The following is a 12,993-nucleotide window of genomic DNA, read 5'->3' on the forward strand; positions in this document are numbered from 1 at the left end:
TGGAGGCGCAGTTCCGGTGTCACGGCGCCTCGACCGGGTACAGGTCCTCGGAGCGGTCCTCATCGAGAATCCACCGGTCGACATCGGCGAGCGGGTCCTGTGCCTCGTCGTCACCGCGCGCAGCGAGCGTCGAATGCGAGTACTCGGGCCGATCCTGGAGCGCTGGCCTGTCCGCGACTACAGGTTCTGCGGCGAGAACCCTGCCCGCCGATTCGGGAGCCTTGGGGGATTCTCCGGTCACGTGAACCACCTCTGGCGGGCTCGGCTCCGGATGCACAGGTTGTTGTTCGCGTCGAGCCTCGGTGAACGGTGCCACCACCGCCTCGCGTCGGGACGGCAGTCGCACCAAGATTCCCAGTCCGTGTGTGGCGGCGAGGAGGCTGACCGGCGCGACCGTTGCGATCGTGGCCGACAACGCTGGATGAAGGGTACCCGTCTGAGAGATGAACGCGTGCATGGCGTTTGCGCCGATACTGACCAAGGCGGCTATGACGAGAACGGCCCAGAAGAATCGACGCCCACTACGTTGCTCGTCGAACTGTGCCAGGGCGATGACCGAGATCGTGGCCTGCAGGATGGTTCCGTCGACGATGACCGGCCACAGCCAGGAAAGATTTCTCGGCACGCCTGCCATCGTCGCGAGATCCCACAGCGCCGCGAAACTCAGGACGAACGACGCTATGCCGATGACCGTGGTGATGACGACCGCACTGACGAGCGTCGCCCGCAAGACCTTGTTCATGGTTGCCCATCGTGCACGAGGGCACCGACACGAAACGTGATCTCGGTGTTCTAAGCACCTACCGCCGATGCATAGGCGACTACACCTGCCATACAGGTGAGCATGCACACCACCAGGGTGCCCACCGCGAACGGCCACGCTGTCTTTCTGCGCGCGAGTCTGACGCCCGTCGCGACCAGCCCCGCTACACCGAGTGCTCCCGCTGCAACGAGGGTCACCATTACCGCGGCGACAGCACCGTCGGCGCTGCACGATTCGGGTGGGCAGTAGTCGAGGAAGGCAAGCGAGAAGATTCCGACGAGGACGGCGAGGCCACCGAACATCAGAGTGAACACCAAAGCGGTCATCGAGACCGCGACATCCCATCCCCGCACCGGGGTGACCTTCTGCGGTTCGACCACAAGGCGAGATTAGGCCAGTCGGGCGGTCCCGCGGTAGTAGTCGGCCCGGTCGTGGGCCGACATTCCGCCCCACACGCCGTAGGGCTCGTTGGCGGACAGCGCATGGGATCGGCACTGTTCGAGCACCGGGCACCTCGCACAGATGTCTTTCGCGCGCCGTTCACGCGTAGCGCGAGCGCGTCCTCGTTCACCCTCCGGGTGGTAGAAGACCGAGGAGTCGTAGCCGCGGCACAGGCCGTCGAGCTGCCAATCCCAGACGTCGGCGTTCGGCACCGGCAGCTCGACCGGTCTCGACGGCACACCTCTCACCATCGGACGTCTCCTCACATGTACTGCCGCGTCGAAGGCTCGTGACCTGTCCGCGTGCGCGAGTATTCAGTGAACCAGTTCACTCTCCCGCATTCACCATACTTTTTGCAACAATGTCGTTCATTCGTATGCCTAAAAACCAGCACTGCTGCTTCATACCGCGTTCTTGCGCTCGAGTTCCTCGATGATTCGAGCAGCGATTTCCGCAGGTGGAGGCCCCACATCGACAACAATGGCGGCCTCGTCCGGTTCGATCGGCTCCAACGTCGAGAGCTGGGTGTCCAACAGCCCGCTCGGCATGAAGTGGTTCATCCGCGCATTGAGCCGTCCGCTGATCCGATCCTTCGTTCCGGCGAGGTGAACGAAGACGACGCGCCCCTCGGAGCCTTCCGCGAGGACGTCTCGGTAACTGCGCTTGAGCGCGGAGCACGTCACGATTCCGGGTTCACCCACACTCGTGTGCGCACGAATCCATTCAGCGATCGTCCCGAGCCAAGGCCATCGATCAGCGTCGGTCAACGGCTGACCGGACGCCATCTTCTCCACGTTCGCCTCGGGATGCAGGTCGTCGCCCTCCTGGAGATCCCATTTGAGCGCACCGGCGAGAATTCCTGCCACAGTTGACTTTCCGGATCCCGAGACGCCCATGATGACGAGTACGGGATGCGGGGTCAGCTCGGTCGTCACGTCAGATCACCGCACTCAACGCGAGCACACCGGCTAGGCCCGTCACCGAGATGACGCATTCCATCACACTCCATGTCTTCAAATTCTGCACTACGGAGGTTCCCAGGTACTCCTTCACCAACCAGAAGCCTGCGTCGTTGACGTGCGACAAGAACAACGATCCCGAGCCGATCGCCAGAACCATCAGCGACACGTGCGTCGAAGACAGTTCTGCGGCAACAGGAGCCAGAATTCCCGACGCCGTGACCGTTGCAACCGTCGCCGATCCTGTCGCGACGCGAATCAACACCGCCACCAGCCACGCCAAGAACAGAACCGGCAGACTGCTTGCCGAGATGGCGTCGGCGATCACATCGGCGATTCCGGTGTCGATGAGGACCTGCTTGAAACCGCCACCCGCGCCGACGATCAGAAGGATTCCGGCGATGGGAGGCAACGAACTCTCGAGGGATTTCGCAACCGTGGGACGGTCCATGCCGCCACCGCGGCCGAGCAGTCCGATACCGGCGAGGACGGCCAACCCCAACGCGACGACAGGTGTGCCGAGAAAGTCGAGAAGATTCTTGAGAGGCGAGTTCGAGTCGGCAGCAACAACATCCGCGGCCGCTTTGCCCAGCATCAGAACGACCGGGAGCAAGATGGCCGCCAGAGTCGCTGCGAACGTCGGCCGTCGGCGAGATCCTTCGTCCTCGTCGGAGGTCTCGAACAACGCGGGAACAGGAACGTCGACCCATTTCGCGGCCAGCTTGCCGAACAGCGGGCCGGCAACGACGACGGTCGGAATTGCGACGATGACACCCAGGCCGAGAGTGAGGCCGAGGTTCGCGTTCAGCGCGGACACCGCAACCAGCGGGCCCGGATGCGGTGGTACGAGTCCGTGCATGGCAGACAGTCCGGCGAGCGTCGGGATTGCGATCCTGATCAACGACTGACCCGATCTGCGGGCGACGAGGATGATCACCGGCATCAGCAATACGAGGCCGATCTCGAAGAACATCGGCAGGCCGATCACGGCGCCCACGAGAGCCATCGTCCACGGCAGCATCGCCGGCGAGGATCGTCCGACCAGCGTGTCGACGACACGGTCCGCGCCGCCGGAGTCGGCCAGAAGTTTGCCGAACATCGCGCCGAAGCCGATGAGGATGCCGACGCTGCCCATCGTCGAGCCAAAGCCCTGCACGAAGGCAGCCACCGAATCGGCTGCCCCCAGCTCGGCGGCGATACCCACTCCGACCGCACCGATCGAGAGCGCGAGGAACGGGTGCAGTTTCAGCCAAGTGATCAAAGCGATGATGACCGCGACGCCGACCACGGCCGCGGTGATGAGCTGCGCATCCGACGCCGTTGCGTCCTCGGCAGCTTGAGCAAGCGTCGTCAGCATGGTTCACCCTGTCTCAGTGAGGTACGTCAGCCTCGACCGTCGAGGTGACACGGCTCACTATCCCCAATAGTCATACAAATAGCAATAGCAGTTTGGATTCGTACTACTCATTGGCGGTGTTTTGCTGCACGCGACCGCAGCGAACGTCTCTTTCGGTCACCTCCCGGGCACGCGAAAACCCCAGAGCCCGCAAAACCCCGGACGCAGGGTCGGGCTAGTTCCGAACAGGTGCGCAGCGCAGGAGGAACTCGATTTGATCGGCCACGACCCGCTCGAAGGCTTCGCCGACGTAAATTGCGAAATGGCCTTCCGGGTAGAGCCGCACTTCTCCCCTGGGCGCCCGTGCTGCATGGCGCAATGTGGCTTTGGCGGGCGCGACCGAGTCGGTTTCGCACACCGAGAACAGGATCGGACACGCCACCTTCGACGCGTGCCGTCCCGGACGACGGAGAGGGATGTCGAGGCCGACGCGGGCAAACACTTCGTTTCGAAAGGTGCCGGCCTCCGGCAGCAGCGCGAGGTAGCCGTCGAGTGCATCGGGTGTCGACATCAGTGCCGTGGAGCCGGGAGGACCTGCCAGCGGGATCATCCTCGGCGTTCGGCCGATCGTCCCGCGAACCCGATCGCCGAGAGCACGGAGGGTGACTTTTGCCGCCACGAGCGGGTTCGTGGCCAGCGCGGATGCGAGTCCGTCGGTGAACGGACACTGCGACACGACAGCAGCGATGTCACCGTCTCGTGCTGCCGCCACGATGACGTGCCCGCCGCCGAACGACGTCCCCCACAGCACCACGCGACCGCTTCCTCGTGTACGCGCGTACGCGATCGCCGCGGCCCAGTCCTGGAGCTGACGGTCTATGTCGAGAAGCTGGCGCGGCTCGCCGTCACTGTCGCCGAAATGACGGTAGTCGAACACCAGGCACGAATATCCTTCGGCCGCGAAGCGCTCGGCGAAAGCATCGAGTCGCATGGTTCTGACGCCCCCGAGCCCGTGCCCGAGCACCACCACGGGCGCGCCGGGTGTTCCCTCGTAGAACCACGCCCGGCACGTCACTCCGCCGGACGTGAACTGCACATCTTCTCTGTTGTTCATAGTGTTCGTCCTCCCTGCGCCAACACTAGCGACAAGAGAACCTCACGCATACGTGGCACGATCGAACAGTGGTGGCCGAAGCACGCGCAGAGTTCCTGCAATTACACGATTCCGTACTCGACAAACTGGGACGGGACATCGTGGACGGAACTGTGCCGGTCGGCACGCGCATCTCGGCCGACGACGTCGCCGTCCGGTTCGAGGTTTCCCGGACAGTGGTTCGTGAAGTCGTCCGCGTTCTCGAGTCGCTCGGACTGCTCACCGTTCGCCGCAGGGTGGGAATAACGGTGCTCGACTCGTCACACTGGAACTCGCTCGACCCACTGGTGATCCGATGGCAGCTCGCCGGACCCAATCGGTCTGCGCAACTTCTCATTCTCAGTGAACTGCGCTCGGGTATAGAGCCTTTGGCTGCGCGGCTCGCAGCGACCCGCGCTACCCCCGAGCATTGTGGTCAGCTCACAGCGGCCGTGATCGGCATGTCGGCCACCTCCCGTGCCGCGAACTCCGACGCCTACCTCGGGCACGACTCGGACTTCCATCGGACGTTGCTTGCCGCGTCGGGTAATCCCATGCTGCGCTCGATGTCCGAGATCGTCGTCGAGGTGTTGGCCGGCCGCACCAGGCACGCACTGATGCCGCATCAGGCCGATCCGGAGGCCATCCGGTTGCACGGCGTCGTCGCCTCCTCGATTCAAGCAGGCGATGCCGCCGCCGCCGAGAAGGCCATGCTCGAGATCGTCACCGAATCTGCGTCGGCGATGATCAACTCCTCGACAGAATCAGACCCGACGTAGGAACACCTGTCCCCGCCGTCACCAGCACGTTGTCCACGTCCGGCACCTGATTCACCGAGGTTTTCCGAATCTGCCTGACGCCCTCGGCAATTCCGTTCATTCCGTGGATGTAGGCCTCGCCCAGTTGGCCGCCGTGGGTGTTGAGGGGCAGTCTGCCGCCCAGTTCGATGGCCCCGTCCGCGATGAAATCCCTCGCCTCGCCGCGCCCGCAGAACCCCAACTCCTCGAGTTGCATCAAGACGAACGGGGTGAAGTGGTCGTACAGCACAGCCATTTGCATATCCGACGGTGTCAGTCCGGACTGCGCCCACAGTTGGTCGCCGACGAGACCCATCTCGGGCAAGCCGGTCATGGCGTCGCGGTAGTAGCTGGTCATGATGTATTGATCCGGTCCGCTCCCCTGTGCTGCGGCGGTGATCACCGCAGCCGGGTTCGGAAGGTCTTTCGCACGTTCGGCGCTGGTCACAACAATTGCGATTCCGCCGTCGGACTCCTGGCAGCAATCGAGAAGGTGCAGCGGTTCGGCGATCCACCGCGAATTCTGATGGTCCTCCAGGGTGATCGGCTTGCCGTAGAAGAACGCGGCCGGATTGTTCGCAGCGTGCTTTCGGTCGGCGACGGCAACTTTCCCGAAATCCTCACTCGTAGCGCCGTACACGTGCATGTACCGACGCGCGACCATCGCAACGAAGGACGCGGGGGTTCCCAGTCCATGCGGGTACGACCAGCCCGCGTCGATTCCCGACGAGGTCGGGGCGGCGGCGAGGTGCGAGGCGACCTGCCCGAAACGTGCTCCCGAGCGTTCGTTGAACGCGCGGTATGCGACGACGACATCGGCGACACCCGTCGCGACGGCCATCGCCGCCTGCTGAATCGTCGCGCACGCCGCACCGCCGCCGTAGTGAATTCGACTGAAGAACTTCAGGTTCGGGATACCAACGGCACGAGCGACTGCGGTCTCGGTGTTGGTGTCCATCGTGAACGACGTCAGTCCGTCGACGTCCGCGGGCGTGAGACCGGCATCGTCCAACGCAGATGTCACAGCTTCTGCGGCCAGGCGCAATTCACTCCGGCCCGAGTCCTTGGAGAAGTCGGTCGCACCGATCCCGACGATCGCGGCGCGTCCCGACAGCCCGGTCACGACACCCTCACGGTCGCGGTGATGTGATCACCCAACGAGTCTCGACCGAGGACGTCGACGGTAACTTCCCCGTCCTCGACCGAGGACACGGTCCCGGTCAACGTCAGCGTGTCGTAGGCGTACCACGGGACACCGAGTTTCAGAGCGATCGAGCGTAGCTGGGCCGACGGCCCGGCCCAGTCGGTGACGAACCGTTGCACGAGTCCGGTGTCGGTGAGGATGTTGACGAAGATGTCCTTCGACCCCCGTTCGATCGCCTTGTCTCGGTCGTGATGGACATCCTGAAAGTCCCTGGTGGCCAACGCCGTCGACACCACGAACGTCGGGTCCGCTGTGATCTGCAGTTCCGGCAGTACATCACCCACGCGTGCGATCATGTCCTCGCCCTCCATGCCGGAAGGGTCAGCTCGTCGTCGACGCGGACGAACTCCACCTCGACCTCGAGGCCGACGGCCGGCTCTACTCCTCGCAGTTCCCCGAGCATGCGGACTCCTTCTTCGAGTTCGACGAGTGCGACCACGAAAGGCAGTGATCGCCCCGGCACCTTCGGAGCGTGGTGGACGACGTAGCTGAACACGGTCCCGCGCCCACTGGCCACCACGTAGTCGATGGGCTTGTCCTTGTCCTGCCAGATGGCCGGGATCGGAGGGTGCCGCAGGGAGCCGTCGTCGACGCATTGGATTCTTAGTTCTCCCAGTTTGGCTCCTTCCCAGAAGAACTCGGTTTCCTGCGAGGCGACGGGGCGGATCTGGTCGGTCACGTCAGGTTGTGCGGTAGGAGCGAACTTGAGAACCCGGAACAGCATGTCGGCCACGGGTTGGCCGTCCACCCACCAGGTATTTCGTACGGTGACGAACCAGCCGAGGCCGAGTCCGGTCTTCTTCGGCCCGACGACGTCATCCAATCGTGCTGTCAGAGAGACCTCTTCGCCAAGCTGGAGATAGCGGTGGTACGTTTGTTCGCAATTTGTGGCAACGATGGACGTGAATCCTGCGTCGTCGAGGATTTCCATGATCTGCCCGAGCGGATCGTCGGCGGATCTCGTTCGATGCAGACCACCCATCGTCCAGACCTGCGCCATTGCGGGCGGTGCGACTATCCCCGAATGACCCGCGGCCTTGGCCTCCGCGTCATCGACGTAGATTGGATTTGCGTCCCCTATGGCTTCGACCCAATTGTTGATCATCGGCTGGTTGACGGGATCCCGGCCCGCTCGCGGAGCACTGTCCCCCGCAGCTCGGATTCGCTCGGCCGCATCCAGAATGTCGGTCACCGGATCACCCTCGGCAATCCGAGACCGGAGGTCGCGATCAACTCGCGCATCACCTCGTTGACTCCACCGCCGAACGTGATGACGAGATTGCGTTTGACCTGCTTGTCCAGCCAGTCCATCAGCGTCGCGGTATCCGAATCGGCCGGATTTCCGTGCCGCCCCACCATCTCCTCGGCGATCCGCCCGATCCTTTGAATACGTTCGGTGGCAAAGACTTTGGTCGCCGAAGCATCGGCGATGTCGACCGATTCCGCAGCGGAGGACGCCACTTGCCAGTTGAGCAATTCGTTGATGCGGAAGGTCGCGTGGATCTCGCCGAGAGTCCGCTGGACGTCGGGTTCCTCGAGAAGCGCGTGCTGCTCGGCCCACCTCCGCAGTCGCACATACAGTCCCGCTATCCGACCGGCAGGGCCGAGCATGACCCGTTCGTGATTGAGCTGCGTGGTGATGAGCCGCCAGCCTGCGTTCTCCTCACCGACCAGCATGTCCACAGGGACTCTGACGTCGTTGAAGTAGGTGGCGTTGACATGATGCGCGCCGTCGCACGTGATGATCGGCGTCCACGAATACCCTGGATCGCGCGTGTCGACGATCAGCATCGAGATGCCGCGATGACGCGAATCCGGTGCTCCGGTACGAACTGCCAGCCAGATGTAGTCCGCGTCGTGACCGCCGGTGGTGAAGATCTTCTGTCCGTTGACGATGTACTCGTCGCCCTGTTTCACGGCCGTCGTACGGAGCGACGCGAGATCGGTACCGGCCTCGGGTTCGGTGTACCCGATCGCGAAGTGCACATCGCCCGAGAGGATCTTGGGTAGGAACATGTCCTTCTGTATTTCCGTGCCGAACTTCTGCAGCGTCGGCCCGACGGTTTGCAGTGTCACGGCGGGCAGCGGGACATCGGCGCGGGCAGCCTCGTTGACGAAGATCGACTGCTCGATGTCGCCGAAACCGTGGCCACCGAACTCCTTCGGCCAGCCGACCCCGAGCCAGCCGTCGGAACCCATTTTCTTGATGATCTTTCGATACGTCTCACCGTGACGCTCGGTCATCATGATGTCGGCGTCGTGTTCGCTGACGAGGTCGGCGAAGTAGTTGCGCAGCTCGGCTTGCAGTTTCAGTTGCTCTTCGGTCAGTTCGACGAACATGCTGCCCCCACGAGATCGAGCCGGTAAGACGACCCGCCGACGAGGCGAGCGAGATCCTTTGCGGCAGAGTAATACCGGTGCATGGGATACGTGACGTCCACGCCGATCCCACCGTGCAAGTGATGACAGATCTGCATCGCGGCGGGAAGCTCGGCCGCGATCCAGTAGGCGAGGACATCCGAATCGTCGTCGGGGCGCCGATTGCCGGCCTGCCAGATTGCAGATACCGCTGCGACGTGAATGGTCCTGGCGGTGACGTAGACGTCGGCGATCTCTCCTGCGACGGCTTGGAACGTCGCGAGCGGCTTGCCGAATTGATGTCGACTGGCGAGATGGGCTGCTGTCAGCTCCGCGGCGCCTGTCGCGAGACCGTCGGCGACGGCGCCGATCGCCGCGATCGCGACACGATACAGCGTCTCGATCTCCGCACTGATCAGTTTGCCTGGTGCCGAATCGAATTCGATCACATACTCGGGGTCTCCCGAAGACGACGGCGTTCGAGTCAGCTGCACTCCATCAGAGTGGGGGTCCACCAGCACGACACCCCGAGATGTCGGCACGAGAACGAGGTGGGCCTGCTCGGCGTAGGGGACGGCGACCTTCGTACCCGTGACTCGCACACCGTCGCCGTCCGTCTCGGCCGCTGTAACGGGCACCCGAGGGAACGCTCTGCCCGGTTCCGCCAAAGCCGCGGTAAGAATCGATCCGGGCGGCACGCCTGCTGCTGCGTCCGGCGACAGCGTCGCGAGCGGAACCATACCGAACCCGATGGTGGCGAGGGCTGGTCCGACCGCGGCCGCCCGTGCAAGTTCAGTGAGCACAGCCGCCGCCTCCGGCAGACCGAGTCCGTCGCCGCCTGCAGATTCGGGCAGCAGCATCGTCACCAACCCGGCATCGGACAGCGCCGCCCACAGATCCTCGGGCTGACGCGCCACCAACCCGGTGACCATGTCGGCAACGGTCGCCTGGGTCGAATCTCGTCCGAAATCCACGCCTGAACACCTGCCTCGACCTGAGATGAAAGTTGGTAGAACGTGTTCTATTTTTAACACCTTCGGCTGGGTTTCACCAGACCCGGGTCGTGCGTGCGTAGTTACCGCCGAACGTAAGTACGCGCGCACGGGCGCGTCAGCGCCTCGGCAACCCGAGAATCCTTTCAGCCGCGACCGTCAGCAAAATCTGCGACGTTCCACCCGCGATCGACAGGCACCGCGTCAGCAGCATTTCCTTCGCCAGCGGCCCGTCCACGGCGCCGGCGGGGCCCGACACCTCCAGCGCGAACTCGGCCAGATCCTGACGATGACGGACCCCCACCAACTTGCGTACCGAGGATTCGGCACCCGGGTCCTGCCCGCCGAGGCGTCGCAACGTCGATCGGAACTCGAGCAGCGATCCGACGAGAGCGTCGGCGACGAGACTTCCTAGACGTGCCTCGATTCCGCCGATTTCGCGGGTCTCTTCGACCACGTCCTCCAACGCCGACCCGAGCGTGGATCCGTTGCTCATCGCGACGCGCTCGTTGGCGAGCGTCGTGCGTGCCAGCTTCCAACCGTCGTTCTCGATACCGACGAGCCCGTCCTCGGGGACGAAGACCGCATCGAGGAACACCTCGTTGAACACAGCGTCACCGGTGATCTCGCGGAGTGGTTCCACGCGAATCCCCGGCGATCTCATGTCGACGAGAAAGTAGCTGATCCCCTTGTGTTTCGGTGCGTCGCGATCGGTCCGCGCCAGACAGATCGCCCAATCGGCCTCACGCGCGAGCGAGGTCCAAATCTTGTGTCCCTGCAGCGTCCACCCGCCGTCGACCTTCGTCGCCACCGTCCGCAGCGACGCCAGATCCGACCCGGCTTCGGGCTCGCTGAAGAGTTGGCACCAGGTGATGTCGCCGCGCAACGTCGGGCCCGCGAAACGTTCGATCTGCTCGTGCGTTCCGTGCTCGAGAATGGTCGGCACCGCCCACCACCCGATCACCAGGTCCGGTGCAGCGAGGCCGGCTCGATGCAGTTCCTCGGCGTAGAGCAATTGCTCGGCGGCACTTGCGTCGCGGCCGTGCGGCCTCGGCCAATGCGGGGCAGCCAGTCCGGACTCGGCCAGCGCCGCCCGAGTGTCGCTGACGGACAACAGCTCGCGAACCTCGTCGCGAGCCCGGTGCCGGAGTTCCTCCGCATCGCCGAGATCCACGGTCAATTGTCTACGAACCCCGGCTCGGGTCAGTTCCGTCACGCGGGCTTGCCACGACGCTGTGCCGCCCAGCAGCTGGCGCAACGACAACGCCCGTCGCAGGTACAGGTGCGCGTCGTGCTCCCAGGTGAACCCGATCCCACCGAGGATCTGAATACAGTCCTTGGCTGTGTCGACGGCGGCATCGAGCGCAATCGCGCCTGCCACCGCCGCGGACAACGGAAATTCCTCGGGCGCCGAATCGGCCGCGACTGCGGCATCCCACGCCGACGCTCGAATCTTCTCGACCCGACACAGCATCTCCGCGGCCAGATGTTTGACCGCTTGGAAACTACCTATCGGCGCACCGAACTGCTCGCGGAACTTGGCGTGTTCGACGGCTGTCGACAAGCACCATCCGGCGATCCCCGCGGCTTCGGCGGCCGCGAGCGTGACGGCAAGGTCGCGGACCCCGGCATCGGACAGCTGCAGAATGTCGCTCGCGTCGACGGTGACAGCATCCAGTGAGACCCGCGCGAGGGGAACACTTCGATCGACACCGACGACCGCCGCGATCTGCACCCCCGACGCGTCCGACGGCACGATGCACCATTCACCTTCCCGCCCTCTATCGAGCGGAAGCAGCAACGAGACTCCGTCCGCGGCTCCCTGCGCGATCTCGACCGTGCCGTCGAGCCGGACCGCATCGCCCTCGGCTCTCGCCGCAACCGGCTCTCCCGACAGAGCGACCGCGCACGGCGACCCGTCCCACGGTATGCCGTTACGCCCGAGGAGGATCGCGGCCAGCGCCGTCGACAGGACAGGCCCACCCACCAGCCCCGCGCCCGTCTCCTCCAGCATCGACGCCAGGTCCGCGACGCTTCCGCCTGCGCCGCCCGCGTCCTCGGCAACCGCGACCGAGAACAGCCCGATGTCGATGAGGGCCTGCCAGTGCGTCGCCCAGCTACCACACTCGTCACCGCGTAATGTTTCGATCGGTCCCGCCGAGGAAACCCACGATCTGATCGATCGTTGGATATCGCGCTGATCCTCGGTCGTGGCAATTGTCACAATGGTTTCCCCAGTTCTCGTGATGACTTTTTCATCTAGAACGTGTTCTAATACGCTAGCTGGTCGCGAGTCAAGGTGGATAGGAATAACGTCGATGACCTCATCAACTCGGTCGGGGTCTGACGGCCCTCAGGACAACAACGGAGCGTCGGATCTCACGCCGCTGCGATCGGTCGGTGTGCTCACGGACGACGACCTGAGTTCCAACGCTCAGCGTGAACGCCGCAAGCGAATCCTGGACTCGACTTTGGCCCTTGCGTCGAAGGGCGGATACGAAGCCGTCCAGATGCGCGCCGTTGCCGAACGGGCCGATGTCGCCGTCGGGACGCTGTACCGCTACTTCCCTTCCAAGGTGCACCTGCTCGTTTCCGCTCTTGCGAGGGAATTCGAGAAGATCGATTCCAGGCGCAAACTCCCGCCCGGCCAGACGCCACAGGAGCGCATGCACCTGATACTCGGACAGATCACACGTGCCATGCAACGTGACCCGCTACTCACCGAGGCAATGACCCGCGCCTTCATGTTCGCCGACGCATCCGCCGCCGCCGAGGTCGATCAGGTCGGTCGTCTGATGGACCGGCTGTTCGCAAAGGCGATGAGCGACGGCGAGCCGACTGAGTTGCAGCTCAGCATCGCTCGCGTCATCAGTGATGTGTGGCTGTCGAATCTCGTCGCGTGGCTGACCCGGCGATCCTCCGCGACGGACGTCGCCGCACGCCTCGAACTGACCGTCGATCTTCTGCTCGGAGACTCCAAAGCTCTGGGGTGACGCTCGGCGTCCGAGTGA

General features: G+C 64.0%; 14 protein-coding genes. 2 read left to right on the forward strand and 12 right to left on the reverse strand.

Annotated elements, in window-relative coordinates:
• Nucleotides 1-19: 19 nt before the first annotated feature.
• The 6 genes from D8W71_RS26965 to D8W71_RS26990 form a co-directional block, all read right to left on the reverse strand.
• Entirely contained in the window at nt 20-742 is a 723-nt protein-coding gene (locus D8W71_RS26965; protein ID WP_121118235.1) for a DUF2637 domain-containing protein, read from the reverse strand.
• Between the two features lie 50 nt (nt 743-792).
• On the reverse strand, nt 793-1,116 hold the full coding sequence (locus tag D8W71_RS26970) for a hypothetical protein (protein WP_121119980.1): 324 nt from the start codon (nt 1,114-1,116) through the stop codon (nt 793-795).
• Between the two features lie 36 nt (nt 1,117-1,152).
• Nucleotides 1,153-1,455, reverse strand: coding sequence for a WhiB family transcriptional regulator (locus D8W71_RS26975; RefSeq protein WP_121118238.1), 303 nt, complete (start codon nt 1,453-1,455; stop codon nt 1,153-1,155).
• Nucleotides 1,456-1,605: 150 nt separating this feature from the next.
• Nucleotides 1,606-2,100, reverse strand: coding sequence for a gluconokinase (locus D8W71_RS26980; protein WP_201265470.1), 495 nt, complete (start codon nt 2,098-2,100; stop codon nt 1,606-1,608).
• A gap of 40 nt (nt 2,101-2,140) precedes the next feature.
• On the reverse strand, nt 2,141-3,520 hold the full coding sequence (locus tag D8W71_RS26985) for a GntP family permease (protein ID WP_121118240.1): 1,380 nt from the start codon (nt 3,518-3,520) through the stop codon (nt 2,141-2,143).
• A 214-nt stretch (nt 3,521-3,734) separates the two neighbouring features.
• The gene (locus tag D8W71_RS26990) at nt 3,735-4,613 is read right to left on the reverse strand and encodes an alpha/beta hydrolase (RefSeq protein WP_121118242.1); all 879 of its coding nucleotides are present in this window, start codon (nt 4,611-4,613) and stop codon (nt 3,735-3,737) included.
• A 68-nt stretch (nt 4,614-4,681) separates the two neighbouring features.
• Here D8W71_RS26990 and D8W71_RS26995 point away from each other — a divergent pair, with 68 nt between their 5' ends.
• On the forward strand, nt 4,682-5,410 hold the full coding sequence (locus D8W71_RS26995; protein ID WP_442972001.1) for a FadR/GntR family transcriptional regulator: 729 nt from the start codon (nt 4,682-4,684) through the stop codon (nt 5,408-5,410).
• Here D8W71_RS26995 and D8W71_RS27000 read toward each other — a convergent pair.
• The 6 genes from D8W71_RS27000 to D8W71_RS27025 all read right to left on the reverse strand — a co-directional run bounded on the left by D8W71_RS27000 (nt 5,379) and on the right by D8W71_RS27025 (nt 12,206).
• Entirely contained in the window at nt 5,379-6,551 is a 1,173-nt protein-coding gene (locus D8W71_RS27000; RefSeq protein WP_121118244.1) for a lipid-transfer protein, read from the reverse strand. The genes D8W71_RS26995 and D8W71_RS27000 overlap by 32 nt on opposite strands.
• The gene (locus D8W71_RS27005) at nt 6,548-6,925 is read right to left on the reverse strand and encodes a MaoC family dehydratase (protein WP_201265471.1); all 378 of its coding nucleotides are present in this window, start codon (nt 6,923-6,925) and stop codon (nt 6,548-6,550) included. Before D8W71_RS27005 ends, D8W71_RS27000 begins: the two co-directional genes overlap by 4 nt.
• Nucleotides 6,925-7,824, reverse strand: coding sequence for a bifunctional MaoC family dehydratase N-terminal/OB-fold nucleic acid binding domain-containing protein (locus D8W71_RS27010; RefSeq protein ID WP_236077626.1), 900 nt, complete (start codon nt 7,822-7,824; stop codon nt 6,925-6,927). Before D8W71_RS27010 ends, D8W71_RS27005 begins: the two co-directional genes overlap by 1 nt.
• On the reverse strand, nt 7,821-8,972 hold the full coding sequence (locus D8W71_RS27015; RefSeq protein WP_121118246.1) for an acyl-CoA dehydrogenase family protein: 1,152 nt from the start codon (nt 8,970-8,972) through the stop codon (nt 7,821-7,823). Before D8W71_RS27015 ends, D8W71_RS27010 begins: the two co-directional genes overlap by 4 nt.
• Nucleotides 8,957-9,964: an acyl-CoA dehydrogenase family protein gene (locus D8W71_RS27020; RefSeq protein WP_121118248.1), complete on the reverse strand. Its 1,008-nt coding sequence runs from the start codon at nt 9,962-9,964 to the stop codon at nt 8,957-8,959. The genes D8W71_RS27015 and D8W71_RS27020 overlap by 16 nt, the downstream gene beginning before the upstream one ends.
• Nucleotides 9,965-10,100: 136 nt before the next feature.
• Nucleotides 10,101-12,206: an acyl-CoA dehydrogenase gene (locus D8W71_RS27025; RefSeq protein WP_121118249.1), complete on the reverse strand. Its 2,106-nt coding sequence runs from the start codon at nt 12,204-12,206 to the stop codon at nt 10,101-10,103.
• A gap of 94 nt (nt 12,207-12,300) precedes the next feature.
• Here D8W71_RS27025 and kstR point away from each other — a divergent pair, with 94 nt between their 5' ends.
• Entirely contained in the window at nt 12,301-12,975 is a 675-nt protein-coding gene (kstR, locus tag D8W71_RS27030) for a cholesterol catabolism transcriptional regulator KstR (protein WP_236077627.1), read from the forward strand.
• Nucleotides 12,976-12,993: the final 18 nt, after the last annotated feature.

Source organism: Rhodococcus sp. P1Y, assembly GCF_003641205.1.
In the GTDB taxonomy this organism is placed as follows: Bacteria; Actinomycetota; Actinomycetes; order Mycobacteriales; family Mycobacteriaceae; genus Rhodococcoides.